The 25,642-nt window shown below is 51.3% G+C and carries 26 protein-coding genes; 9 read left to right on the top strand and 17 right to left on the bottom strand.

Annotation, left to right across the window (positions count from 1 at the left end; all coding sequences use genetic code 11):
• Positions 1-16 precede the first annotated feature (16 nt).
• Complete coding sequence (locus QJQ48_RS01555) at positions 17-565, top strand: peroxiredoxin (protein ID WP_428843011.1); 549 nt, start codon at positions 17-19, stop codon at positions 563-565.
• Between the two features lie 42 nt (positions 566-607).
• A complete protein-coding gene (locus QJQ48_RS01550) occupies positions 608-847 on the top strand; it encodes a NifU family protein (protein ID WP_346289412.1) in 240 nt (79 codons plus the stop codon).
• Positions 848-893: 46 nt separating this feature from the next.
• On the opposite strand, the gene QJQ48_RS01545 is transcribed toward QJQ48_RS01550, so the two are convergent.
• The 4 genes from QJQ48_RS01545 to QJQ48_RS01530 form a co-directional block, all read right to left on the bottom strand.
• On the bottom strand, positions 894-2,303 hold the full coding sequence (locus QJQ48_RS01545; protein ID WP_346289411.1) for an MFS transporter: 1,410 nt from the start codon (positions 2,301-2,303) through the stop codon (positions 894-896).
• Positions 2,303-2,971 carry an HAD family hydrolase gene (locus QJQ48_RS01540; protein WP_346289410.1) on the bottom strand — a complete coding sequence of 223 codons (669 nt, stop codon included), beginning with the start codon at positions 2,969-2,971 and terminating at the stop codon, positions 2,303-2,305. The genes QJQ48_RS01545 and QJQ48_RS01540 overlap by 1 nt, the downstream gene beginning before the upstream one ends.
• A 134-nt stretch (positions 2,972-3,105) precedes the next feature.
• The gene (locus tag QJQ48_RS01535; protein WP_346289409.1) at positions 3,106-3,573 is read right to left on the bottom strand and encodes a CYTH domain-containing protein; all 468 of its coding nucleotides are present in this window, start codon (positions 3,571-3,573) and stop codon (positions 3,106-3,108) included.
• A 62-nt stretch (positions 3,574-3,635) separates the two neighbouring features.
• On the bottom strand, positions 3,636-4,301 hold the full coding sequence (locus QJQ48_RS01530) for a response regulator transcription factor (RefSeq protein WP_346289408.1): 666 nt from the start codon (positions 4,299-4,301) through the stop codon (positions 3,636-3,638).
• Positions 4,302-4,510: 209 nt separating this feature from the next.
• On the opposite strand from QJQ48_RS01530, the gene QJQ48_RS01525 reads away from it, so the two are divergent.
• From QJQ48_RS01525 to QJQ48_RS01515, 3 genes are all read left to right on the top strand, one after another.
• Positions 4,511-4,792, top strand: a complete 282-nt coding sequence (locus QJQ48_RS01525; protein WP_346289407.1) for a 4a-hydroxytetrahydrobiopterin dehydratase — start codon at positions 4,511-4,513, stop codon at positions 4,790-4,792.
• 448 nt (positions 4,793-5,240) lie between these two features.
• The gene (locus tag QJQ48_RS01520) at positions 5,241-6,749 is read left to right on the top strand and encodes an iron uptake porin (protein WP_346289406.1); all 1,509 of its coding nucleotides are present in this window, start codon (positions 5,241-5,243) and stop codon (positions 6,747-6,749) included.
• Positions 6,750-6,899: 150 nt separating this feature from the next.
• The gene (locus QJQ48_RS01515) at positions 6,900-7,517 is read left to right on the top strand and encodes a class I SAM-dependent methyltransferase (protein ID WP_346289405.1); all 618 of its coding nucleotides are present in this window, start codon (positions 6,900-6,902) and stop codon (positions 7,515-7,517) included.
• A 20-nt stretch (positions 7,518-7,537) separates the two neighbouring features.
• On the opposite strand, the gene QJQ48_RS01510 is transcribed toward QJQ48_RS01515, so the two are convergent.
• On the bottom strand, positions 7,538-8,014 hold the full coding sequence (locus QJQ48_RS01510) for a hypothetical protein (protein ID WP_346289404.1): 477 nt from the start codon (positions 8,012-8,014) through the stop codon (positions 7,538-7,540).
• A 213-nt stretch (positions 8,015-8,227) separates the two neighbouring features.
• Here QJQ48_RS01510 and QJQ48_RS01505 point away from each other — a divergent pair, with 213 nt between their 5' ends.
• The gene (locus QJQ48_RS01505) at positions 8,228-8,971 is read left to right on the top strand and encodes a carbonic anhydrase (RefSeq protein WP_346289403.1); all 744 of its coding nucleotides are present in this window, start codon (positions 8,228-8,230) and stop codon (positions 8,969-8,971) included.
• Between the two features lie 121 nt (positions 8,972-9,092).
• Here QJQ48_RS01505 and QJQ48_RS01500 read toward each other — a convergent pair whose 3' ends face one another.
• The 5 genes from QJQ48_RS01500 to QJQ48_RS01480 form a co-directional block, all read right to left on the bottom strand.
• Positions 9,093-9,275: a hypothetical protein gene (locus QJQ48_RS01500; protein ID WP_346289402.1), complete on the bottom strand. Its 183-nt coding sequence runs from the start codon at positions 9,273-9,275 to the stop codon at positions 9,093-9,095.
• A gap of 127 nt (positions 9,276-9,402) precedes the next feature.
• Complete coding sequence (locus QJQ48_RS01495) at positions 9,403-9,729, bottom strand: hypothetical protein (protein WP_346289401.1); 327 nt, start codon at positions 9,727-9,729, stop codon at positions 9,403-9,405.
• Between the two features lie 275 nt (positions 9,730-10,004).
• Positions 10,005-10,703: a hypothetical protein gene (locus QJQ48_RS01490; RefSeq protein ID WP_346289400.1), complete on the bottom strand. Its 699-nt coding sequence runs from the start codon at positions 10,701-10,703 to the stop codon at positions 10,005-10,007.
• A gap of 1,009 nt (positions 10,704-11,712) precedes the next feature.
• Positions 11,713-12,153 (bottom strand): DM13 domain-containing protein, encoded by a 441-nt coding sequence (locus QJQ48_RS01485; RefSeq protein WP_346289399.1) that lies wholly within the window; start codon positions 12,151-12,153, stop codon positions 11,713-11,715.
• 113 nt (positions 12,154-12,266) lie between these two features.
• Positions 12,267-12,806 carry a hypothetical protein gene (locus QJQ48_RS01480; RefSeq protein WP_346289398.1) on the bottom strand — a complete coding sequence of 180 codons (540 nt, stop codon included), beginning with the start codon at positions 12,804-12,806 and terminating at the stop codon, positions 12,267-12,269.
• A gap of 122 nt (positions 12,807-12,928) precedes the next feature.
• Between QJQ48_RS01480 and QJQ48_RS01475 the strand changes: the two genes are divergently transcribed.
• Both QJQ48_RS01475 and QJQ48_RS01470 read left to right on the top strand, forming a co-directional pair.
• A complete protein-coding gene (locus QJQ48_RS01475; RefSeq protein WP_346289397.1) occupies positions 12,929-13,891 on the top strand; it encodes a DNA-methyltransferase in 963 nt (320 codons plus the stop codon).
• A gap of 5 nt (positions 13,892-13,896) precedes the next feature.
• The gene (locus QJQ48_RS01470) at positions 13,897-14,298 is read left to right on the top strand and encodes a 23S rRNA (pseudouridine(1915)-N(3))-methyltransferase RlmH (RefSeq protein WP_346289396.1); all 402 of its coding nucleotides are present in this window, start codon (positions 13,897-13,899) and stop codon (positions 14,296-14,298) included.
• Between the two features lie 13 nt (positions 14,299-14,311).
• On the opposite strand, the gene QJQ48_RS01465 is transcribed toward QJQ48_RS01470, so the two are convergent.
• The 7 genes from QJQ48_RS01465 to murC all read right to left on the bottom strand — a co-directional run bounded on the left by QJQ48_RS01465 (position 14,312) and on the right by murC (position 24,006).
• Positions 14,312-16,105, bottom strand: a complete 1,794-nt coding sequence (locus QJQ48_RS01465) for a GGDEF/EAL domain-containing response regulator (RefSeq protein ID WP_346289395.1) — start codon at positions 16,103-16,105, stop codon at positions 14,312-14,314.
• 17 nt (positions 16,106-16,122) lie between these two features.
• Positions 16,123-17,847, bottom strand: a complete 1,725-nt coding sequence (locus tag QJQ48_RS01460) for a response regulator (protein ID WP_346289394.1) — start codon at positions 17,845-17,847, stop codon at positions 16,123-16,125.
• A 128-nt stretch (positions 17,848-17,975) separates the two neighbouring features.
• A complete protein-coding gene (locus QJQ48_RS01455; RefSeq protein WP_346289393.1) occupies positions 17,976-20,408 on the bottom strand; it encodes an ATP-binding protein in 2,433 nt (810 codons plus the stop codon).
• Positions 20,409-20,571: 163 nt separating this feature from the next.
• Positions 20,572-21,051, bottom strand: coding sequence for a low molecular weight protein-tyrosine-phosphatase (locus tag QJQ48_RS01450; protein WP_346289392.1), 480 nt, complete (start codon positions 21,049-21,051; stop codon positions 20,572-20,574).
• 11 nt (positions 21,052-21,062) lie between these two features.
• The gene (locus QJQ48_RS01445; protein ID WP_346289391.1) at positions 21,063-21,407 is read right to left on the bottom strand and encodes a YbaB/EbfC family nucleoid-associated protein; all 345 of its coding nucleotides are present in this window, start codon (positions 21,405-21,407) and stop codon (positions 21,063-21,065) included.
• Between the two features lie 79 nt (positions 21,408-21,486).
• Positions 21,487-22,425 (bottom strand): UDP-N-acetylmuramate dehydrogenase, encoded by a 939-nt coding sequence (gene murB, locus QJQ48_RS01440; protein WP_428843008.1) that lies wholly within the window; start codon positions 22,423-22,425, stop codon positions 21,487-21,489.
• A 27-nt stretch (positions 22,426-22,452) separates the two neighbouring features.
• Complete coding sequence (gene murC / locus QJQ48_RS01435) at positions 22,453-24,006, bottom strand: UDP-N-acetylmuramate--L-alanine ligase (RefSeq protein ID WP_346289390.1); 1,554 nt, start codon at positions 24,004-24,006, stop codon at positions 22,453-22,455.
• 531 nt (positions 24,007-24,537) lie between these two features.
• Between murC and QJQ48_RS01430 the strand changes: the two genes are divergently transcribed.
• The gene (locus tag QJQ48_RS01430) at positions 24,538-25,551 is read left to right on the top strand and encodes a type I glyceraldehyde-3-phosphate dehydrogenase (RefSeq protein ID WP_346289389.1); all 1,014 of its coding nucleotides are present in this window, start codon (positions 24,538-24,540) and stop codon (positions 25,549-25,551) included.
• The last annotated feature ends 91 nt before the right edge of the window (positions 25,552-25,642 follow it).

Here is a 25,642-nt window from a genome sequence, read left to right as displayed (position 1 = left end):
TATTCACGGAGTTATGATTCAGCGCCGCAGCTTGCTCAAAGCCGTTTTGTTAGCTTGCTTAGCTAGCCTATTTCTTTTCAGCCCTACAGCCTGGGCTATGGGTGGCCCTCAGGTGCCTTTAGGTACTGAGGCTCCCGATTTCAGCCTGCCAAGTAACCTGGGAGAAGAGGCCGTCTCGCTCTCAGACTACCGGGGGCAGTGGGTGGTGCTTTACTTCTATCCCAAAGACTTTACCTCTGGCTGCACCTTGGAGGCCCAGCGATTTCAGCAAGATCTAGCGGCCTATCAGAGACGCAATGCCCAAATTTTAGGCGTGAGTGCGGACGATGTTGGTTCTCACGCCCGCTTTTGCGATTCAGAAGGTCTGGTATTTCCCTTATTAGCAGATACTCAGGGAGACGTGAGTAAGCTCTACGGCTCTTGGCTCGGAGCGCGATCGCTGCGACACACCTATCTGATCGATCCTGACGGTATTATGCGAGAGCGCTTTCTGGGGGTTCGTCCGGCCATTCATAGCCGGGAAGTTTTAGCAAGGCTTGATGAACTCCAAGCGGAAGCGACGTAATTCGTACAATAGAAACAGTCTTTTAATTCACGAGGTAATGCAATGCAGACATTGGCTTTAACATCTGAAAATGTGGAGCAGGTCTTAGACGAAATGCGCCCCTATCTGATGGCAGATGGCGGCAACGTGGAGCTAGTCGAAATTGACGGTCCGGTGGTTAAGCTACGGCTGCAGGGAGCCTGTGGTTCTTGCCCTAGTTCGGCCATGACTCTACGGATGGGGATTGAGCGGCGGCTACGGGAATTTATTCCTGAAATTGCTGAAGTTGAGCAGGTAATGTAGCCGCTGGGATAGCGCATAATCCAGTTTATAGGGGCAGGATCTGCCCTTATAACGATCGCATTGCCGTTTCTACCCGAGTCAAATAGGTAATGAGCGCCGCTAGCAGGCAAATCCCGGCCAGCAGTAGCAGCAGCGCTGGCACGCCCCAAGCCTGTTGCAGCACAGGTAAGCCATAAGCGCCGACTATGGCCCCGGCTTTCGCAAATGCCGCCGCAAAACCAGCGCCGCTGGCCCGAATTGAGGTGGGAAAAACTTCTCCTGACAGCAAGAATGTGGTGGCGTTAGGCCCCGCATTCATGAGCAGGTTAAATAGCACAAAGCCCGCGAAGACCAGCGCTAGCTTCAGGCCGCTGCCGGGGTCAGCTAGATTAGATAGGGCCAGAATGCTGAGTCCAACCGCCATGCCGATAAAGCCGCCAATCTGCAGGCGAATGCGTCCGGCCCGCTCGACGAGCCAAACCGCCAGCACAAAACCAGAAATCAAAAATAAATCTACAAAAGCGGCTCCTTTCGCTGCTGCCATCTCCCGCAGGAGAAAGTTTTCCTGATCTGCGAAGGCCAAGGCGCCGATAATAGTGGGCGTAAAAATGCCGATGCCATAGGTGGCAATATCTTGGAGAAACCAGGGAACCGAGGCGAGCAGAGTGCGCCGACGATAGGCGGCTGAGAAGAGAGCGCTATAAGCTAGCTGCGGTTCTCGCTCCGGGGGGTCGGTGTCTGCCGTAATTTCAATTGGGCTAGCCAGCAGAGTGGAGGCGGCTTTGGAAGCGGCCTGGTAGTTGCCCTGAGCAATAAAGTAGCGCGGACTTTCGAGCAAAAAGCTCAGCCGCAGACCCGCTACCGCGATCGCTAGCAGCAGCCCAATCCCTAGCATGATGCGCCAGGCATACTGAATTGCAGGCTGGAGATCGCCGGGATAGAGATGATTGAAAGCCGCGATCGCGCTCAGTCCCGTCAGCGCCCCTAGCAAGGCCCCGACAGCCTGAAACGTAAAAGCGCCAATCACCATGCGCCCGCGCAGCCGTGTCGGCACATTTTCAGTGATGTAAGCGACGCTGATAGGGTAGTCTGCGCCTATGCCCACCCCCACCAGAAAGCGGAAAGCAATGAGAGATGCCGGGTTCCAGGCTAACGCTGTTCCAGCCGTAGCTAGGACGAAAATGGCAATATCCACAACCAGCATACGCTGCCGCCCTACCCGATCGGTTAGCGGCCCTAGGATCAAAGCGCCCACCAGCGATCCGGCGATCGCAGCTACTGCGATCGCGCCGGTGCCTGCTGCCTCTAACCCAAAATCTCGCTGCAAAAAGGGCAGCGCCACGCCGATGATAAAAAAGTCAAAGCCATCTAGGGCAATGAGTCCGGCTGATAAGCCCCACAGAAACCACATCGGTCGGGTCAGTGGCGACTGGTCTAGGCGCTGCTCAAAGGAGGGGGCTGAGGCGGCGATCGCCATTAGGCCGTACCCAGTGGCGAGTCAGCGTAGTGAGCTAATAGATCGGCAGGATCTTTATAGATAGCAACGCTGCCAGCTTCCTGTAGCTGCTCGGCAGAAAAGCCGCCGCTGAGCAGTCCAATGGTTGGCAACGAAAGCTTTTGAGCTGCTTCCGCGTCATAGGGACTGTCGCCAACCACAACAACCGCTTCTGGCGCGACCGGAGGCACCTTGCTAAGCGCTGCCTGAAAAATATCTGCTTCAGGTTTAGCGTTCTCAACATCATCGGCGCAGGTCATGCCGTCTAGCAGGTCTTTCACCCCTAGTAGTTCGCGGTAGTGGTCGGCTGTTTCCTGTTCGGCTGAAGTGGCCAAGACAATCTGAACCTCATCTTGTCGCAGTCGCTCAAATAAGGCGCGAACTTGGGGAAAGGGCTGAATCTGGGGCAGAAACTGCTCGTGGAAGTATTGCTGGCGATAGTCGTTGAGTTTGGCACCGTACTGCTGATTCTCAGCTACGGTCAGAAACTCTTCCAGAATATAGCCGCTGCCTTTGCCAATTCGCTGCTTGATGATGGCAAACTCAACCGTGTGACCAAACTTCCTAAAGCCTTCAACCCAGGCTTCGGCATGAAAATTTACCGAATCAACCAGCGTACCGTCGATGTCAAAAATAGCGACCTGGGGCATGAAGAATCTTCCTTATTGTCAGTAAAGGTAGCTGCCCTAAACCCTGAGCAGCTTCAACTAATGGCCCCTTAGCTTAAATTTTTCGCGTGGCCCTGTCTTGCTTCCTCAGATAGAAATTACCGGATTGCCTACGCTCACCACTGACTGAAGGGGACTTGTGCCAGGTAAGCATTGAAATAGCGCGCGTCTTCTGTAACTTCTAGGCCAATCCAGTCTGGTAACTCAATCGCTTGCTGAGGATCCTGTAGCTCAACTTCAGCCACGATCAAGCCCGCGTTTGCACCAGCGAACTCATCTACTTCCCAAATCAGCGATCCCAGCGGAATTTTATAGCGAGTCTTTTCAATCAGCGGCTGATGGCAGAGGGTGTCGAGCATTTCCTGGGCGTCGCTGACCGGAATCTTATATTCAAATTCAGCCCGACGACTGCCTACCGTTGCGCCTTTAACAGTAATGTAGCCGCGATCGCCCGCGACTCGTACCCGCACAGTCGCTCCCGCTTGAGCCGTGGCTAAGTAACCTTGGCGGTAAAATTCACCCGTGCCCAGAGAACGCCAGCGATCGCCTTTGACTAAAAATTTGCGCTCAATCTCAATGCCCATACTGCTGCCTGCTTGTCGGTAAGCTCTGTCGCCTTTAACTTTAGCGGCGATTTAATGGCTCGTCAGGTAATCAGGCGGTGGTCTAGGGCAAATCGCACCAGTTCGGCTCGGTTGCTGGTTTCGGTCTTGCGCAGCAGGCTGCTGACATACTTCTCGACGGTGCGAGGGCTGAGATACAGGCGATCGCCAATCTGAGCATTGGATAGTCCTCCGGCCAGCAGCACTAAAACATCTTGTTCTCTGGGCGTAAACTCAGGCAGCGAAGCCGTCGGTATATCTGAAACCGCAGCCGCGTGGGTGAGCTGCGGAGACGCGGCGGAAACCTGTAGCTGCTGCAGCCAAGAATTCTGCATGATTTGGGTGCGCTCTAGCAGATTACGCACCACAGCCACCAATTCTTCTAGCTCAAAAGGTTTAGGCAAATAGGCATCACAGCCTAGCTGATAGCCACGCACCCGATCCTGGGTTTGATTGCGAGCGGTCAAAAAGACAACGGGCAGCAGACGAAAAGAGGGATACTGTCGTAGCTGCTGAATCAGCTCGTAGCCATCTAGCTGTGGCATCGCAATATCAGTAATGATCAGATGAGGCTGCTGTTTTTCTACCAGCTTCAGCGCCTCACGTCCGTTGCTTGCCGCAATCACTGAATAGCCCGAAAGTCGCAAAAATTCCCCGATTGAGAGACGAGTCCCCTCTTCATCGTCAACAACTAAAATGGTCAGTGGCATAGGGATTGTAGGCTGAGGTCGCTGTTTCTAGCGTAGATGAAGTTTACAGGCAGCCATAGGCCGTGCGGGCTGAAGTTCAAGGAGAGACATATATTGTTGCGAAAGCTTACATTGTCCAGTCCCCGCCAGCCGCCCCGCCATATCTACAGTTTTTGTAAATCCTTTTAGGATGTCTATGTAAATTATTTGCACAACTGCAAAAAAGCATCATGGCAACTGTATTAACTGAAGCTCAGGCTCAAGAGAAAGCGGCTCAGCTTAAAGACTGGAGCGTTGAGGGCAAGACAATCCAGACGGTTAAAACTTTTGATGGCTTTGTCGAAGCCGTCGATTTTGTTAACAAGCTAGTTGAACCAGCTGAGTCAGCCGGACATCACCCCGATTTAGCGATTTCTTACAATAAAGTCACCATCACGCTAACCAGCCACGACGCTGGCGGTCTGACCGAAAATGACTTTGAAATGGCAAATACAATTTCGCAACTCAGCTAGGTGATTAGTGGCCGCTCAGCGCGGGCTGAGTTGGCCTATACAAGGCAGTTCATGCCGAATGCCAATTTTAACGAATGCCAATTCTAAATGGGGATGGGGTTACGAATACTGCTAACTCAGAAATGACGGCTGGACTGTTTGGGTCGCTCCGAGCAGTCTTTCGGTTCTAAACGGCTGTCTTGTTTGACTGATAGCGGCTGTTATTCGTGGCTACAGGCAAATTAAGGAACTTGCGCTTACCAGCATCGTCCAATATTTCTAGCTGAGCATCTAGCGGCCTAAATTTAGATCTGCTACTATCAGCTAGAGGGCAGTTAGTTATGCCTTGAGTCATAGCTCAAAGGGACTAGCTAACTGCAGGATAGGGATTAAGTTTCAGTCCTTCTGACTGTATTGTCTTTAGGGCACCAATTTGCCCCTTATTCAGGTGTGAGGAAAAAAGGTAAAAATGTCTAATCTACTGTGGAAGTCTTTACTGGCTAGCCCCGCAGCAGTGGGCGCAGCACTCGTAATGTCTGGTGCTGGCATGGCTGCTGAAACGGCTGAAGCCTCTGTATTGGATCAGGTTTCTGGCTACTCCAACGAGTCTGTGCAACTGGCGCAGGTCACCAGCGTTTCTGAGCTTTCTGATGTGCGCCCGACTGACTGGGCCTACACAGCGCTGCAGCGTCTAGTTGAAGAGTATCGCTGTATTGAAGGTTATCCCAACCAAACCTTCCAGGGTAACCGGGCGATGACTCGTTATGAGTTTGCCGCTGGTTTGAATGCTTGTTTGGACACCATCGTGCAGCTGATTGGCGGCGGCGATGTTGACACCAACGATCTGGCTACCATTCGTCGCCTGCAGGAGCAGTTCCAGGCTGAACTGGCGACTTTGCGCGGTCGGGTAGATGCACTGGAAGCTGACGTAGCTGAGCTAGAAGCTAACCAGTTCTCCACCACCACCAAGCTACGCGGTGAAGTGGCTGCTAACGTAGCTACTCCCTTTGAAACTGGTGAGATTGGCGGTAATGACCTAGATGATTCAACCCTCTTCAACGCCCGCGCTCGCTTGAACTTTGACACCAGCTTCACCGGCGAAGACCGCTTGCGGATTCGCTTTCAAACGGGTACTGGCTCCGATGGTTTGGGTCAAACTCTTGGCTTTACCGGCTTTGAAGACGCGGCGGCTAATGATGACAACGACTTCAACGTTGATGACTTCTACTATCTGTTCCCCGTTGGCAATCGCATCGACGTAATCGTTGCAGCTAACGGTATCAAGACCGACGATTTTGTCACCTCCACCATCGTGCCTTTTGATGGTGCTAGCGTTGCTGACATGGGTGGTCCCGTCCTTTACGATTTCGACATGGGCGGTTCGGCTGGTCTAGGTGTAAGCGTTGCGCTCACCAACAGCATCGTCTTTGATGCTGGTTACTCCTTTGACGATGCTCAAGGTTCTAACCCTGAGATTGGTATCTTTGGTGCCAACAACCAGAGCTACATCGGTCAGCTCAGCTACCTAGGCGAGGAATTCCTCAGCGCTGCTTTGGTTTACATGCACGGCAGTGGCGACGGTAACGAAAACTACACCGATACCTACGGTGGTCTGCTCGGTCTAGACTTCGGTCGCTTTGTTCTAGGCGGTTACTTTGCTTATCACGAAGATGACAACAACAACGATGATATCTCCTACATGGGTGGTATCTCTCTACCTGACCTCTTTGCTGAAGGTGACGAGCTAGGTATTTACGCTGGCGTTCTACCTGATGCAGATGTCGGCGGTCCTACCTTGATCAGCGGTTTTGATAACGAAGATCCGTTCTACGCCGAGGCTTACTACGGTATTCCTATCAGTGAGTACCTGACGATTACGCCTTCCGTTATCTATCTAGACGGTGACCTGCAAGGTTTGGCTGCTGGTGATGATGACGAAGCTGTCTTTGGTGCTATCCGCGCCCTCTTCAAGTTCTAGAAACTTGATCACTACTTAGCTGCGTAAGCTGAATAAAGCCCTGCTTCAGGCAGGGCTTTTTTTATGGCGATAATTTTGGCTACTCCCTGAGCGAAGCTGAAGGGAGCAAAATAGATCTAGTATTGCCTTAAAGGGGGCAAAATCCTAGCTATGGGCTTCTATTCTCGTGTTATCTTTCCGCGTTTGTTGGACTGGAGTATGTCTGGTGAGGCGTTTGCGGCTCACCGCCGGGAGTTGCTCAAGGATGTAACTGGCAAGGTCCTAGAAATCGGCTTCGGTACCGGGCTGAATTTAGCCTACTACCCTGACACAGTTGAGCAATTTACTATTGTTGATCCCAATCCTGGGGTTAATGCGATCGCGCAAAAACGCATTCAGTCTTCAGATGTTGAAGTTAACAGCCAGCTCATCAGTGGGGAATCGCTGCCGATGGCGGACGCGGCCTTTGATAGCGTTGTGAGTACGTGGACCTTGTGCAGCATTCCTCAGGTTGAGCAGGCCCTTGCCGAAATTGCCCGCGTGCTGAAGCCAGCAGGTCGCTTTTTCTTCATTGAGCATGGCCTCAGTCCTGAGCCAAATATACAAACCTGGCAGAATCGCCTGACGCCGGTACAGCAGGTAATTGCCGATGGCTGCCATCTCAACCGACAAATACGGCAGCTAGTTGAACAGCGCTTTGATCTACAGCAGCTAGAAACCTTTTATCAGCCAGGCTTTCCCAAAATTGCCAGCTATTTTTATCGAGGCATAGCGACTCCAAAACGTTAGCTCCCAGGGCTGTAGTGGGGCTAAGGCTTGAGGGCATTGTCTAACACTTGCCGTGCGTCTTCGGCCTGCGATCGCGCATCGTGATACTTTAAGTTGTTTTGAGCAAAGGTCTTCAAAGTTTTGAAACCGTCTTTCAGCTCGCTGAGCTGTGATTCGGTAAGGACTTCGTCAGTGAACAGAAGATCAATCAGCTCGCGCACCTTGAGAGCATCCGAGCGGGCATCTTGCACCTTGACCTTCAAGTTGGCCAGATTGCTGAGAATTTGCACCGCTTCAACAACGGCGTTCTCGTCTTGTTCGAGCTGGGGCGTAGGATTGGGTTCTTTCACTTCAATAAACTGCTGTGGGCCGAAGCCGTCGGCTAAAGCTGTGGGGAGTTTACCATCATCCATCAGCTCTATGAGCTGATCCATAGCTTTTTCTCGATTCTTTTTAGAATCTCTGCCAGGAATATCAATTAAAACGTCCGGTGTCTGGGCCAGCGTATATTGCACCATTACGTTTGCCAGTAATTTTGTACTATAAATTTTAGCGCGAGTTGTGGCTTAATAGGCGATCGCATCCTAAACGCGATCGCCTATTAAGAAGCTGTCACAATCGTACCGATAAGCAACGCTTTGGGCCTATCGGCTGAATTATATGAGATAACGATTACAGGAGAAGCGACATGGCTCACTTGCGCCTAACCGAGTTGAAGAGGATAGCACCTGATGAAAAAGCTAATTAGCGGTCTACGACAGTTTCAAAGTACTTATGTTCCTAGCCATCAGGCCATGCTGCAAGAACTGGCTCAGGGGCAGCATCCTAGAGTCCTATTCATTGCCTGTTCTGACTCACGGGTTGATCCCGCGCTGATTACGCAAGCAGAAATTGGCGAAATCTTTGTTATTCGCAATGCAGGCAACATTGTTCCGCCCTATGAATCGACCAACGGTGGCGAAGGTGCCACCATTGAGTATGCGATCCATGCCCTAGATATTAAGCAGATTATTGTCTGCGGCCATACCAACTGCGGCGCCATGAAGGGCTTGCTGCAGCTAGGCAAACTGGAAGAAGAAATGCCGTTAGTTTATAACTGGCTGAAGCATACTGAAGCGACGCGGCGGCTAGTGAATGAAAACTACAGCCATCTAGAGAAAGCGGAAAGATTGGACATGTTAGTGGGTGAGAATGTCCTGACGCAGATCGACAATCTGCGGACTTATCCGGTCATTCGTTCCAAGCTGCATCGCGGCGATTTATCAATTCACGCTTGGATTTACAATATCGAGAATGGTGAGGTTCTGGCCTACGACGCCGAAGAACACGCCTATGTACCTCCTTTCAGCTCTATCACTCAAAAACCAGTGGTCGGCGGCGGCAGCGTTGCCCAAAATCATCTGCCAGGATTCTCCCGCTTATCGCGCAGTCAATCAGAGCGAATTTACCGGGGATCTCAAACACTGCGGGCTTAGCGAACTGTTTGACCGACAAAAAAGCCCCCAGACTGGCTGAGGGCTTGTATGTGGAGAAGAGATGTCTTAATTTATCCTCGCGTTGAAACAGAAAAGCTCCTTGTATAGCTCCATTATGGAATTACTGTTCTAATCCTGGTGTGACGCGATCGCAAAGCGGGTGTGATCTCTGCCTGCCACAAACCTGCTGGTAGTCGCGCTTAAGCCTGATGCAGATCACAGCGATCGCGCTGATGAAAGAAAGCTCTAGCTGATTAGCTAGAGCCTTGATGCGCAGATGATTGATCACAAGGAGCCAACGCATCAAGCTTTAAAGCGCTAACCCCCTTCACCACAAAAATAATTGCAAAGGGGGTGATTGAAATACGTCGAGTAAGTTGTTGTGAGCAATCCTTTGAGGACAGCCATTCATCGCTGAAAACCGTCTAGGTTTAGATAACTTTGTTGTCTAAGTGTTCTCGGCGGAGGCGATCAAACTTAGTCTCTTCTTTATTGTCCAAATGTTCTCGGCGTAGACGATCGAACTTGGTTTCTTCCTTGTTATCCAAATGTTCTCGGCGGAGGCGATCGAACTTAGTCTCCTCTTTATTGTCCAAATGTTCTCGGCGTAGACGATCGAACTTGGTTTCTTCTTTATTGTCTAAGTGATCCCGGCGTAATTGGTCGAATTTGGTTTCTGCATTGGCATTGACAGCAGCCGTACCAACGAGAGAGACCGCGATGGCGGCAGAAAGTAGAGAAAGGATAATGCGTTTCATGATGTTAACTCCGTTTTGGATTCAATCATCCTGTATTCACAAGCATGGTGATTGAGTCTGATGGATTGCTGATATTCTTATTAACCCAGGCTTAAACTTTCCTGAGAAAACTGAGAGTTTATTGCTGATTCAGCGTTCCTGAAGCTAACTTTTATTGAGAGAAAAATAGGGGCTATTTGAAAGTAGCTAATCCTTTTTTGGCAAGAAAATTAAAGTATCTAAATATCTTGCTTAAATAAAAACGCAGCCAATAAATACACCGTCAACTATATCAGCTACCAGTCGCCCGATACAGCAGTTAGAGACGTCCCTGTCGTAGTGGTGACTGAAACAGGAAGGTTTGTGGCGGTATCGCGGCGAGAAAACTGCACAAACTGCACTCCATTGTCGACGGGATTTACAACTACCTGATAGCGATCGCCCGTCCATTCAATAGACTCAATCTGATGCTCAATGAGCCAAATCTCAGCGACTTCTCCGCTATTGATTTGCTCTGCGGCTGTTCCTTCATAGCAGTTCCACACATCTTCTACAACTGTCCATAACCCTGAAAAGTAAATTGGCTCCATCCGAGCGCTGAGGCCATAAGTTGTAAAAGTGAAAATTTGATGCGTCCAGAATTTTTGGAAAATTTCCTGCAGGGGGTCTTCATTCAGAGCGCTACCGTATCGCGCCATGTCTTCTAGCTGCTTAATCTGAACATCAGTGTCAGGGCGCTGCCAGTCCTCTGCCTCATAGCAAACAGTAAAATCTACTGGCCCCACCTGAGCCGTCAATACAGTCTCCGGAACCGAGTTTGACTGGGCGGAAACTGGCGCGGCTGTAACCAAGCCCGCTGCTGAGTCCGATGTTGGCATAGGGGTTTCTTCAGACCTAGAAGCTGCGCCCGTACAGCCAAACGCGATCGCTCCGGCTAAGACAGCACCTAGCCCGCTAATCTGCCAAGCATTCATTCTGCCTATTCGTCGCCCCATTCCAGCTACTCCAGAGATACCCTGATTACCTAATAACGACTTCATCTCAACCTTTTCAGGAAAGTTAGTTTAATTTTTTAAGCGCTTTAGCGCCTATTTAGATAGATGGCCTTACAGTGCAGGTCTATCGAAGCATCGGTTAAACCGTGCTTAGACCTGCAGTACCTGCGAGCACCGTGATGGCTGATTAAAGAAGCTAAACGTTACCTGATGGTCGTAGCCCTATCAAAATGAGGTGAAGAACTGTTTTAGAGCTCTTTATCAAATTCTCGGCTATGCCAACAATTAGCTAGCTAATTCAAGCCAATAATTATTTGACCCTAGACTCCAATTCCGTCTAACCATAGCAACTAAAATTTAGCCTAGAAAAAGAGAAGCAAAACTGTTTGAGGCAAAATTGCTTGTAGTCAAAAACTAGCAAGTTTCAGAGCCTCAACCGCCTGCTGGCTACCTTTAGCAGCTTAGAGAGAGGTTTTGAGTTTAAATGAATCGAACAGAGCGGTAGCAGTTGCTGAGGCCACATTAGGAAGATCTCAAAACTAGGGCTGAGAAGCCTTACAAAATGACTTAACTGCAGTGGTGTCTAGACAAGCTCCTGAGGCGCTTATGCAGACTTTTTCCAGAAGAAACGCTCTATCTAAAATTCTACCTAGACCCTATCACGAGAATACCGATTGTGCGGAGAGGTTTTAAGAGAAATTTGTCTAATTTTCGAAAATCTTAGTGATCTCACGGAAGGCGCTTCATGCTTTAAAAAAAAGAAGCGGCTAGCGACATCTAGAAGCGTTTTTGGAGGAGTCGCGTTAGCTGCAGCGGTCTGAGCTTGATCGCGGTCATTCTTACTGGTCGTCACTGGCCGTTACCTAGACGGGCAGTGATGGCTCTCTCGGCGATCGCTCTGAGTGTGCTTAATTTTACCCCCTGCGGGTATTGCTCAGCTTGCTCCAAATCAAAAGCAGCAGGTAGAAAGCTACCTGCTGCCATTCTCCAAACAGAAAGCATTTATCGACTAGAGAGAAGCATAGCCAAAGGTGATATTAAAAGTACGGCACCAAATACCGACCGAGCCGTAGTTATCTAAGCTGATATTGTCGGGGATCGCGTAGCGCTGAGCGCCTCGAACGCGCTGGAGCTGGGCCAGAGTGACATAGTCCGATTCAGCAATAGCCGCTGGTACTGTGCGATCCCGATAGAGAATAACCTCGACATCAGGCCCTCTGGCGGTGCTGAACTGCTGGTCAAATTCCAGATATTGCTGGCCGTTCTCGGTGACAATACGGGCGATCCCCGTTGTTCTATGGCTGCGATCGACGGTGACAAACTGACTGGACTGCGGGGTTGCCTGCGCAATCTGAAGGGTTTCAGCTTGCGCTACCGGCAGCGCTAGGTGGGCAGTGCCGCTGCTGAGTATCAGGGCAGTTGCTAGGCCAAAAGTTGTAAATAGCTGCATGATCTAGGTTTCAGAGAATCTACAGCTATGACTGTAGTTAGGCTGTCTGGGAATACCCTAATCCGCAGATGAGCAGAAGATTTTGACTGACTGATGACGCTATGAGGAAATTCTCATCTAGGCTTCAGGAAGTCTGGGGCGCAGGGAGGCTGCCGCATGAATTTGAGGTAGTTGCCCAGCATCGTCAACGTCAGCGCTGGAGTGCTGCCTTGCGGGCAGTAATGGTAGCGCAAAAAATTTTGGCCTTGACTGGTCAGCCAGGCCTCTTGTAGCTGCACCTGGCTAATTTTGACAAGCTTACGAGTCGCGAGCGCCTGAATGATCTGCTGACGACTTGAGGCAGCAACTTTGGGGTGAATTTGCCCTGGGGATAAACTGCCCTTAGCGGCTGATTTCAGCGTTAGCAGCTCGTCGGGCGTGACCAGCAAATTGTAATTATCTAGCTTAAGTAAGGTCCGACCCGCCGCAGATAGGGAAAATCGACTGACTGTTTCGGTGTAGTCTACCAGTCCTTTTTGGCCTAACTGACGACAGAGGCGATCGCGCTGAGCGGCGGGTGTCTTGGTAGGCGCTAGCTGGCTGAGCGGAGCGCGGTAGTCTGGGTGGGCTAGCAGCCGCATTAAAAACTGCAGCTCCGGTGAAGTAAGCACCATGCCTTATACAGGCTGTATTTAGTAAACATGAACTATTTTAATCGATGTAAAACAGTACTCCAGCGCGATCGCCCGCATGAAGCGAGAAAAGCTGTAAGGTATAGGGGATCTTGACAGCGACTGTGAACAAACCGCTAGCCCCTCGCAATCAAACCCTGACCCTAAGCGCAGCCGATCGCCAGCGCTATCGATCACGGTTACTAACGCTGCAGTCGCCAGTGACGCTGGAAGCGATCGCCAATCGGACGCTGCACCAAGATTTTCTTAAGGCGGTGCCCTACCTGCCGCAGCAGTCAGTCGCGCTCCTATTTCTAGATCCCCCTTACAACCTAACCAAGCAGTTCAACCATCAGCGCTTCACCCGCAAATCTTTAGAGGACTATGAGGGTTGGTTAGACAGCTGGTTTTCAAAGCTTTTGCCGCTGCTGACGCCTACGGCTTCCATTTACTTCTGCGGAGATTGGCAGTCCTCTACCGCAATACATCGCGTTATTAGCCAGTATTGCAAGGTAAGAAACCGCATTACCTGGGAGCGCGAGAAGGGGCGCGGGGCCAAAGTTAACTGGAAAAACTGTTCCGAGGATATTTGGTTTTGCACGCTCTCGAATCAGTATGTATTCAATGTAGAAGCCGTCAAGCTGAAGCGAAAAGTTATTGCTCCCTACCGCGATCGCAGCGGTCAGCCTAAAGACTGGCAAGAAACCCGCGTAGGCAACTTTCGCATCACCCATCCTTCAAACCTGTGGACTGATATTTCTGTGCCGTTTTGGTCAATGCCTGAGAATACCAGTCACCCAACTCAGAAACCGGAAAAGCTTTTAGCCAAACTGATTTTAGCCAGCAGCCAGCCAGGCGATATTGTGCTTGATCCTTTTCTGGGATCAGGTACTACTGCCGTTGTCGCCAAAAAGTTAGGACGGCGCTACATTGGCATTGAAATTGACGAATATTTCTGTTGCTTAGCCGAAAAACGGTTAGAACTGGCAGCGGGCGATCGCACTATTCAAGGCTATTCAGAAGGTTATTTCTGGGAACGCAATACTCTGAATCATCAGCGATGCAAAGCTTCCCCAAAGTCAAATTAATTGCCGTGGGCAAAGTCAAAAAAGGCTGGCTGCGGGACGGCCTTGCTGTTTACTATCAGCGTTTGCCGGAACTAGAAACGATAGAGATTAAGGATTCAAATCCAGAAAAGGAAGGAACGCAAATTTTGTCTATGCTCAAGAGCAGCGATCGCCTCATTGCCCTAAGCGAGGAGGGAAAAACTTTTTCTTCCCTGAAGCTGGCCAATTTTCTAGCCAAAGCTAATTCTAATAGTTTGGTCTTTATCATTGGCGGTGCAACAGGTCTGAGCCAAGCGCTCAAACAGTCAGCCACTCAGCTTCTCAGTCTATCCCCAATGACTTTTCCCCATGAGATAGCGCGGCTGCTTTTGGTAGAACAGCTCTATCGAGCTAAAACTATTCTGCAGGGCAGCCAGTACCACAAATGAAAGCACCCATAATTTAGATATCAAATAAGCGATCGCCTTGCTTGATGAGCGCCAAGGTCGCTGCCCCATTTTGAGGCTTTGAGAAAAAGTAGCCTTGTCCCAGTTCACAGCCCAGCTCTTTAATCAGGGCGAGCTGCTGGGCCGTTTCGATACCTTCTGCCACCACGTCCATGCGCATTGTCCGAGCAATGTTCATAATTAGGGCGGCAACGCTATCTTCAAGCGGCTGATCAACTAAATCCTGCACAAAAGACTGATCAATTTTGAGAAAACTGACAGGCAGTTTTTGTAGGGCCTGCAGAGATGAGTAGCTGCGGCCAAAGTCATCTAGGCTGAGTCTGAGGCCGCGACTACGCAATGCCTGCAGCATTGAAATTGAGAAATCAGTGTCAAAGACGACGGAGCTTTCAGTGATTTCTATTCTGAAATTTTGAGGTGATAGACCCGTTTCTTTTAGGATGTAATCTACCTGATGAAGCAGCGTATTCTGGGCTAAATGCTGAGGTGAAATATTAAAGCTAATAGATAAACTGCTATCAACTAGCGCCTGTGTTTGCCAGCTCTTGAGCTGCCAGGCTGCCTGCTTCATAACTAAGAAGTCTACTTCTGAAATCAGGCCCGTCTCTTCGGCCAAACGAATAAAAATTCCCGGTGATACAGCACCTGCCGCTGGGCGATCCCAATGGGCTAAGGCTTCCAGTCCGGCTATCTTACCATTTTGCAAATTGACAATTGGCTGATATAAAACCGTGATCCCCTGCTGTTCTAAAGCCGTCCGCAAATCCTGTTCTAGATTGAGAAATTGCAAACTTGTCTGGTGAGAATCGGGTGCAAAGAGGTGATAGCGTCCCTGACCAGACAGTTTAGCCTGACGCAAAGCTCTATCGGCCTCTCTGAGTAAATGTTCAGGCTGAGTATGGTTTTCACTGCCCAGGACAATGCCAATACTAATGCCGAGAAAAATATCTCGCTCGCGGAGGCTGAAAGGTTGGGTAAAAGCGTTTAAAATCCTGTCTGCTAGCAGCAAAACGGCCTGAGGATCAGGGCTATCTGTGAGCAGGAGAGCAAACTTATCTTCCGCAAACCGAGAGAGCAGACAATTCTCGGACAGGTGCTCTTGAATTCGCTCAGCAACGTTTCTAAGCAGGCGATCGCCTGCCTCGTAGCCCAAAGCGTCGTTGACAGTTTGAAAGCGATCGCAGTCTATAAACATCACCGCAAAAGCATAGTTTGCCGTGGCCTGAGACTGGAGCAGCTTTTTCTCAAGCTGTTGCATAAACAAAGTCCGATTCGGCAATTCGGTGAGTTTGTCCTGAAAAGCTAGCTGAAAAAGCTGGGTGTTTGCTAGCTCCAACTGCTCGGTGCGTTCCCTGACGCGCTCTTCTAAAACCAGGTTGAGCGATTCTAGCTCCTGATTAGCAAATCTCAGGGCTAGCTGATGGCGCACCCGGACAATCACCTCCTCAAACTGAAAAGGTTTCGCAATGTAGTCAACAGCACCGGCATTAAAGGCTTTTACTTTATCAAAGGGATCATTTAGGGCGCTGAGAAAAATGATGGGCACAGCGGCCGTTTGGGCACTGGCTTTAAGCTGCTGGCAGACCTCATAGCCGCTTATTTCTGGCATCAAAATGTCTAACAAAATTAAATCTGGCAGCAGTGCCTGCACTGATTTAATCGCCATCGTGCCGCTGGTCGCTTTGCGCACCTCATAGCCTTCCCGGGTCAGCACCTCGGAAAGCAAGCGCAGATTATCGGGATTGTCGTCCACGATCAGAATGCTGCCAGGGGTAGAGGAACGCTGCATAAGTCTACGGGGATGGGTTAAACCACTTCTACGCTAGTTTGCTGCAGGTCCTGCAGGATCTGCTCGAACTGAAACTCATCTGCTAGAGCGATCAAGGCTTGCGACAGAGCCTTATAGGGGTCAGGAATCTGCTGGGCCAAATCGTAAACCAGGCGATCGCTGCCCTGAACCGCCGCCTGGTAGAGCGCCTGGAGCCAAGCATCAGGCATTTGCTGCAGCATCGCAACTGGAAGCCCTAGCGGTGCTGCCGCTGACTCTGCTAACAGGGTTGACTCATACTGGTAGGCCAGTCCTAAATGCTGTTGCAGCTTTTCAAGCAGGACATGTCGGCGAATTGGCTTTGGCACAAAGTCGTCCCACTGAGCTGCTCGGAGCTGCTCTGGCGTTGGTCGGTTTGCCGTCATCACCAAAATGGGTAGAGAAGGCGCTTGTGCCCTAATTCGCTGTGTCGCTTCGTAACCGTTCATCTGGGGCATTTGCATGTCCATACAAATTAAATGGGGGGGCTGCTGCTGCCACATTTGTAGGGCTTGGCGTCCGTTGATGGCCTGCTTAACTTGAAATCCTAGTTCGCCTAGTAGCCTAGCCATCAGCAGGCGACTAACCGGATCATCATCGACAACCAGAATTTGATAGGCTGGCTGGCCGGGAGCTAAACCCACAATAGGATCTTGGGTCTGGGGCTGCGGTGTCCGGTGGTTGATCTCCATCAGTCGGATCGGCACTTCATAGGCCACAATTAAGCTGCCCGATAAGCCAATCTGTAGCGTGCCGCCCAGCGCTTTTATGAGCTGACGACTAATGGTTAATTGCAGACTCCAGCTCTCAGAGCTGGCGGCACCCGCAGCGCCGGATAGCTGCGATCGCACCCGCAGCGCATTGGTTGCTGAGCTAGAAACTTCTAGGCGCAGAACCGTCTGGGTTGCCGCCGTTACGGTTTGCACCTCGATCTGAATCGGTTCTGCCTGCGAAAGCTTAATGATGCAGCCGAGCAGGCTGAGTAAACTCTGGCGTAGCTTGCTTTCATCAGCTGTGATATGGGTTGGGACTGCCGTGGCTGCGCAGAAGCTGCAGCTAAGACCCTGGGCCTTAGCTTTGTGGCGCAGCATTTGTTCCAGCGTTGATAACAGGTTGGGCAAATGGATAGCAGTATGGCTGAGGCCGACTTGCCCCGCCTGAATTTTACCTAGCTCAACCAAATCACCAATCAGACTCAGCAGTTGCTCGCCGCTGCGTTCAATAATTTGCAATAGCTCCAAGTGGCTGTGTGCCATTGTCGTATCGCGCTGCATCAGCTGGGTAAATCCTAAAATGGCGTTCAGGGGCGATCGCAGTTCATGACCCATGTAAGCCAGCAGGGCTTCATTGCCCAGCGAAGGTGCCTGATCTAGAAAGCCAGCTACCTCACTGCAGGTACAGACAAGCTGACTGACTGAGGCGCTGGCGCTGGCCGTGTTCATCTGAGGTTCTACGTCCAGGCGAATCCAGCGAGGAACAGCCTGATTGGCGATGTGGAGTCCTAAGACCGTACCGAGACAGGCTTGGTGGCTGGCTAAAGCCCGCTGCACTGGCAGATGTTCAAGTGGCAGCGGTTCTCCCTGCGGGTTGATAAACTGCTGCTGGCCCAATACCTGACCAATATAGTTTTCCGGTAGATTTAGCAGGGCGATCGCCGCCGCATTGGCAAATGTTATTTGTCCTGCCTGATTGAGGAGTAGTACACCAGCGGCAATTCTTTGCATGAAGCTAGTTAGTTCAAAATTGGCCCGAAACTCTCTGATACCGGACGCTGGCTATGCCCAAAAATTTAAAAGGTTCTCAGGGTTTCTACCCTAGGGTGCCCGCATTTTGTTCAAAAGCGGCGTTATTTTCACTGACTATTGGCCTGCTCGACTAGCTGAATAATTTCCTCGAACTTGAAGTTGTTAGCGAGGTGGGTGAGCTGAGCTGCTGAGGGAGCCTGAGTCGGCGGCAGCTGCTGCGTCAAAGCGCACACGAGGCGATCGCTACCTTGAGAGGCGGCCTGATAAAGCTCAAGCCGCCAGGCCGCAGACATCTCTAGCAACGCGCTGACGGTATTAGGAGTCGTAGCAAACTGGGAGCTAGAAGTCGCTTGGGATTCTGGCTCGGCCTCTGGTAACTTGTCTGCCGCATAGAGATAGCGCACATTCAGATATTTCTGCAGCTCTGTCAGTAAATCCTCAACTTGAAAAGGCTTGCAAAGAATATCGTTGCAGCCTGCCGCTAAAATTTCCTGACGTTCTTCTCGAAAAACGCTGGCCGTTAAAGCCAAGATGGGCACTGTCTGTCCGTCCGGCTCAGAGCGAATCAGGCGAACGGCATCATAGCCATCTAAGATCGGCATCCGCATGTCCATCCAGATAAAATCGGGCCGGCACTGCCGCCAGTAAGCAACTCCCTCCTGCCCGTTACTCGCTAAAGTCACCTGAAAGCCTATCTGCCCCAGCAGCTCCTTCAGCAACTGCTGGTTATAAACGTCATCATCCACAATCAGAATGCGATAGGCTGGCTGGCCGGGAACCAGTCCCACGACTTGACCTTGTAAACGGACTGAAGCAGGGCTAGCGGCAGGCACCGTCACCGGCACCTGTAGCGGAATTTCTAGGGTAAAGCAGGTACCGACGCCTACCTGGCTCTCAACCTGTATTTGGCCGCCCATGAGCTGGGCAAATTTTTGGCTAATCGCTAGCCCTAGCCCCGTTCCTGCTTGAGCCTGCATGCCGCTTTGAGTCTGGCTGAAGGCTTTAAACAGGCGGCTTTGTTCTTCTGGCGCAATGCCTGGGCCGCTATCGGCCACCTTGAACTGCAGTCTCTCAGAGTCGGCAGCGGGCGATCGCTGTACAGTGAGCCGGACAAAACCTGTCTCAGTGAATTTGATGGCATTGCCGAGCAGATTGAGCAAAATTTGCCTGAGTTTGCCCTTGTCGCCGATAATTTGCGGCGGAATATCAGCATTACAGGTAAAACTGAGCGATAAGCCTTTATTGCTGGCCTTAAGACAGAGCATCTCCTCCAAATCATCTAGAAAGCTAGCCAGATTCAAACTGCCCTGATTGAGGCTGACCTGCCCTGCCTCAATTTTTGACATTTCTAAAATATCGTTGATTAAAGTCAGCAGATGTTCGCCGCTACGGGCAATGATCTCTACCGACTGACGCTGACTGAGGCCCAGCTTTTTGTCCTGCTGCAAAACCTGAGCAAACCCTAAAACGGCATTGAGGGGTGTCCTCAACTCGTGACTCATGTGGGCTAAAAACTCACTTTTGGCTCGGCTAGCGCTGTCTGCAGCTTCTTTGGCCTGCTGGAGCGCGGCTGCCTGCTGCCGGGTTTGCCGCAGCAGTTCGGCCTGCTGGACGGCGACGCCTAGCTGATTGCCAACTCGCACGATCATGTCGGTTTCCGCCGCAAGCCAATGACGGGGACGATCGTTTTGATAGATCGAGAGCAGGCCCCAAAGGATTTCGTGGCAAAAGATCGGCACGATGATGTAGGCTCTGGCCTGAAACCGTTCTAGCAGCTCCAAATAGCAGCGATCAAAACCGGCTGCGTAAATATCGGCAACGCTGCGGCAGATTAGGCCCTGGTTATAGATACCGCCTGCTGTTTCTTGTAAATAGGTATCTTTGACAAAGCCGACAGGGGTGTTGATTTGCTGAACGATGCAGTCTGGGCGATCGCTGCTGACTCGCTTCAATTCCGGCTGCTCCGCCTGACGAACTAGCAGTGACGACCAGCTGTCGGCAACCGATTCGGCGACGAATTCGCCGCTCCAGTCAGCGTTAAATCGGTAAATCGCCGCGCGATCGCCGCTCAGGGTTTGGCGCAGTTCCTCAACCGTTGAGTTGAAAATTGTCTGCAAGTCCAGAGTCTGACGCATGGCCTGGATAACGCGCAAAGAGGCCATTTCCGACTGGGTTTGTTCCTGGGAGGCCGGGGCAGACTCCGCTGGTTTTGCCTGCTCTCGCAGCGTACAGATAGCGCAGAGTTCGGCAGCGTCAGCAGCGGGCTGTAGCTCTACATCAACGGACAGCCAGCGCTCGGTGTCGGCATGGCTGGAACGCAGCCCCAGCGTGCAGTCATAAACGGATTTTTGCTGGGCGATCGCCCGCTGCACCGGCAGTTGGTGCGCTGCAATCAGCTCGCCATTCTTGCTGATAAACTGGCTATGCTGACCAAAGACAAGCCCCTGACAGTCAGAGGGTAAATTGAGCAGAGTAATTGCCGACTGATTAGCGGTTGAAATCTTACTGTCGGCATCTAGTAAAAGTACTCCAACTCCCATGTCACAGAGTATCCTTTTTGCCAGTAAATTGTTTCGCTCTTGAGATCTGAACTTGGTCTGAACTCAGATAAATAATTGCTGCTTTGATGCACTACTGAGACAGTGGATTGCCGCCAAGGTCGAGGACTTCTACTGAAGCCGACATTCACCGACATTTACTACATTAGCTTTTCTGTATTAAAAGATACTCCAGTAAACCGTCACAGGCATCTACCAAAAGGTTAATGACATACTGAAAACCCTCAGTTCCCCCGTAGTAGGGATCGGGCACCTCTTTGTCAGTATGATGCCGACAAAAATCGCACATCAGGCGCACCTTATGCTGATATTGGCCCGTGAGATCATACGCCAGAATATCGCGGCGGTTCTCCCGATCCATTGCCAGAATCAGATCAAACTCTGCCAAATCTTTTGCCTGGAACTGTCTGGCTCTACCGCTCAGAGGAATTTGCAGTATCTCTTGGGCCGCTGCCGACATGCGTTGATCAGGTGCGCTGCCGATGTGATAGCTCGACGTACCCGCCGAGTCACAGATGATAGAACTGCCCAACTGCCGCTGCTCAATCAGATGGTTCATGATGTTTTCAGCAGAGGGCGAACGGCAGATATTGCCCAAGCAGACAAATAGCAGTTTCGTCACCATGATGGCGGTGCCTAGAGTCCGGGTAGGTTAAGACCGCCGGTCAGTTCTTCCATCCGCTCTCGCATGGTTGCGGTGGATTTGACGTAGGCATCCTGCATGGCGGCTGTCACCAAATCAGATAAGACCTCAGCTCCCTCATTGAGCGCTTCTGGCGCAATCGTGACGCCGCGAGGTTCCTGGTTGCCGCTCAGCACTACCTTGACGAGTCCGCCACCGGCTTGCCCCTCGATTTCCATCTGCTCTAGTTCTTCTTGCAGACGCTTAGCCCCTTCTTGAACCTGCTGCGCCTTCTTGAAAGCCTCTGTCAGCTCCTTCATTTTGCCCAAGCCGAAGCCAAATCCTTGCCCTTTTGTCATGATCTATTTAGTGCTTTACGAAACAGTAATATTAAACCGCTTGAATCCTAATCATTCTAGCGCTGATGTGAATTTCAGCCTAAGCGAGCTGAAACTCTCCCAAGATCTTAACCTCAGGCTTCAGCCGCAAAGACCAGCGAGTATCGACCTGCTGCTGAACATGGCGAATCAGGCGCAGAATGTCGCTGGCGGTAGCGCCGCCACAGTTCAGGATAAAGTTGGCGTGCTGAGTCGAAACCTGGGCATTACCAATCTGGTAGCCTTTGAGGCCCGACTGCTCAATTAGCCAGCCAGCGCTGTGGGGAGAGGGGTTACGAAAGACGCTGCCACAGCTAGGTAAATGGTAGGGCTGGGTGGTGCGGCGCTGCTCTAGGTCAGCGGCAGTAGCTGCCATCACGGCTTGCCGCTCTGCTCCCGGTTGAAGCTGAAAAACGGCATGGGTGACTAGTCGGGTATCTCCCTGCAAAACCGAGGTCCGATAGCGAAAGTTGAGATCTGCGGGCAAAAATTGAGAGGTTTTGCCGTCAGAGTCCAGCACTGCCGCTGAAACTAAGATGTCAGCCGTACAGGCCCCATGTGCCCCGGCATTCATAACCACCGCTCCGCCAACCGTTCCTGGAATGCCAACGGCCCACTCTAGCCCCTGCCAGCCCCGCTTGGCAGCTTTCCAGGCCAGCGTTGCTAAGGGTTCGCCAGCGGCAGCCAAGATACGGCCCTGGGACTCATCAAAGTCAGCCTGCCGAAGATAGCGAGTACAAATAACTAAGCCGGGTAAACCGCGATCGCTAATCAACAGGTTTGATCCTGCCCCCAAAAAAGTGACGGGCAGATTGCGGTCATTAGCCCACTCCAGACTAGCCTGCAGGTCACTAAGCTGACGCGGAAAAACGAGCCACTCAGCCGGGCCACCGACTCGAAATGAAGTCAAGCCAGTTAGCGGTACCTGAGACTGAATGGCACAGTTTTCGCTGATCGGGTGAGTCTCTGGGGCCATAGCATATCGAGCCGTCAACAACATTACTCCATGCACCTCGATATAAGAATTTTAGGCAAGCTGAGCCGCTTCAGCTAAAGATGGGTGGGTCTGCCGCTGATAGTAGTCCATTACGTCAGGAATCACCTGGTTGAGATTGCCAGCCGTGAGGAATAAAACGATGTCGCCCGACTGTAGTTCTTGGGTCAGCTCTTGCGTCACTTCTGCTAAAGAAGCTCGGTACTTAACCTGGCTGTGATGCTGGGCGATCGCCTCTGTCACCGCATAGCCGCCGATATCGTACACGTTCTTTTCACCAGCGCTGTAAATATCGGTGACGATCACCTGATCGGCCTGACTGAAAGCGGCGGCAAACTCCGAGAGCAGGGTGGCGGTGCGGCTGTAGCGGTGGGGCTGGAAGATAGCGATGACGCGGCGTTGGGGAAACTGCTCTGGTTCCTCACTGGCTTTGAGGCGGGCGGCTGAAAGGGTCGCTCGAATTTCGCTGGGGTGGTGGGCATAGTCATCAACAAACAAAATGCCCTTGTGCAATCCCCGCTGTTCAAACCGGCGCCGCGCTCCCTGAAAGCTACTGAGAATCTCTGCAATCAGCGCAAAGTCTAAACCGACTAAACGCCCCACCGCGATCGCGGCTAGGGCATTACTCAGATTGTGGCGACCCAGTAGCGGTAAGCGCAGCTGTCCCAGACGCTGACCTCGCTCCCAAATGGTGGCGAGGGTGCCGCCAGCATAGTGCGTCACGTCATCGGCGACATAGTCAGCATCAGTCTCGGGGTTGAGGCTGTAGGAAACGTCCGGCTGAATGGCTTGTTTGACAGTTTGGCAGTCAATACAGCCCACTACCGTTTGGCAGCGACGAGCAAAGGTTTCAAAAATGCCGACGACTTGTTCTAAGGTGCTGTAGTGATCGGGGTGATCCAGTTCAATATTGGTGATGACGCCTATCTGAGCTGAGAGCTTAACCAAGGAGCCATCGGACTCATCCGCTTCTGCCACCAGATAGTCTCCTTGGCCGAGGTGGGCATTGCCTTCCCAGGCTGCCACTTCTCCGCCGACGATGATGGTGGGATCTAGATTAGCTTTGAGCAGCAGATATCCAATCAGGCTGCTGGTGGTTGTCTTGCCGTGGGTGCCAGCTACAGCAACGCCGCTGTAGTGGGACATTAAAGCGGCTAGAAGATCGGAACGATGAAAGATAGGACAGCCCAGTTCCAGGGCAGCCCGGTACTCGGAGTTGCTTTTATCAATAGCCGTTGAACAGATGACCTGCGGTAGGAGATCGGCGCTAGCCGACGGCTGTTTTGCTGCCTGAACTGCCGCAGTAACTCCCAAGTTACGGCCTAGTTGTGACGATGAACTCTGCCGTGGCGCTGAGGCCGCGATCGCCTGAGGCGTTTGAAAAAACGACAGGTTGGATTCCTGCTGCTGCCAGAAAATGTGCACCCCTTCCTTCTGCAGTCGCTTTGTAATGTGACTGAGACGAACATCTGAACCAGTAACGGGTAAACCACACTTGGCCAAGATGTAGGCAAGCGCGGACATGCCGATTCCACCAACGCCAACGAAATGGAAGGGCCTGCCGCTGAAATCTACAGAATTCAGCATTCTAATTTCCTCACACACCACACCACACCAATATCACGCGATATCATACCAGGAATTATCCTGATACCTGAATTCTCTTGCTAGCGACCCGGCAAAGCTAACGCAGATCTAGCCCTACTGCTGGTTCATCCGCAAGTTCAGTTAAATAACTCAGTGAACTGACTGATAGTCTATACCTAGAAACTTCAGCCGCCCCAGCGCAATTCAGTAAGAATCTGCGAGTTTTAGGGCAAACTGCCGTATTACTGTCAGATATTAGTTCAGAATTGGGGTTATGGAAATTAATCAGCTTTGGGGCTGAGTGAATTTTCTTTTGTCAAAGAGAAAAATAGCCCTGATTTTTTCTGCCTAAGTTAGGGCAGTGATTGTTTCCCTAATCAGCCGCAATGCTTTCGATCAGTGGCCCTAGGCAAGACTGATCCAGGCAGCCGATAGCCTTAAGGTAATTGCCCTGGGTTCCAGCTAATGTGTATGATGATGTCGTTTACATCAAACTTAACTTGATTAAATTAAGACAGAGGGTAAAGCGCAGTGGTTAGAGTAGCGATCAACGGTTTTGGACGCATCGGGCGTAACTTTTTACGGTGTTGGTTGACCCGTGAGAACAGCCAGCTTGAGATAGTGGCTATTAATGATACTTCTGATCCGAAAACGAATTCGCATCTGCTCAAGTACGACTCTATGCTAGGGCGTCTTGATGCAGACATTAGCGCTGATACTGACACCATCACTGTCAACGGCAATACCATCAAATGCACGTCTGACCGTAACCCCAACAACTTACCCTGGAAAGCTTGGGATATTGACTTAGTAATTGAGTCAACGGGTGTTTTTAGAACTCAGGAAGGGGCAGCCCGCCACATCGAAGCTGGCGCTAAAAAAGTCCTCATCACCGCGCCGGGCAAAGGCAGCAACATCGGCACCTACGTTATGGGCGTCAACCACGAAGACTATGATCCCAGTGCCTTTGATGTTGTCAGCAATGCTAGCTGCACCACCAACTGTCTCGCTCCCGTAGCCAAAGTCATCAACGACAAGTTTGGCATCGTCAAGGGGACCATGACGACGACCCACAGCTACACAGGGGATCAGCGGCTTTTGGATGCCAGTCACCGGGATCTGCGCCGAGCCCGGGCGGCAGCGCTCAACATTGTTCCCACCTCAACGGGGGCGGCTCAGGCGGTTGCGCTTGTAATTCCTGAGCTTAAGGGCAAGCTCAACGGAATTGCGCTACGGGTACCGACGCCAAATGTTTCTGTCGTTGATCTCGTCGTTCAGGTTGAAAAGCCCACTATTGCCGAGCAGGTAAATGAGGCGCTGAAAGAGGCGGCTGAAGGCCCGATGAAGGGAATCCTGGCCTACAGCGATTTGCCGCTGGTTTCTATCGACTATCGTAAGACGGATGATTCTTCTATTGTGGATTCCAGCCTGACGATGGTGATGGGAGATGACTTAGTGAAAGTTGTAGCCTGGTATGACAACGAGTGGGGCTACAGCCAGCGCGTAGTTGACCTCGCTGAGCTAGTAGCCAGCAAGTGGAGCTAGGTTTCTAATTTTCTAAGTTACTGCGCTCAAAAATGATTGGGGGTCTTGCCAAGGGTGAGGCCCCCAATTACTTTGAAGAGAGTCGGAAAAA

Source organism: Sphaerothrix gracilis Ecp01, assembly GCF_030405905.1.
GTDB classification, from domain to species: Bacteria; Cyanobacteriota; Cyanobacteriia; order Phormidesmidales; family Phormidesmidaceae; genus Sphaerothrix; species Sphaerothrix gracilis.
This window is presented reverse-complemented; position numbering and strand designations above follow the sequence as displayed.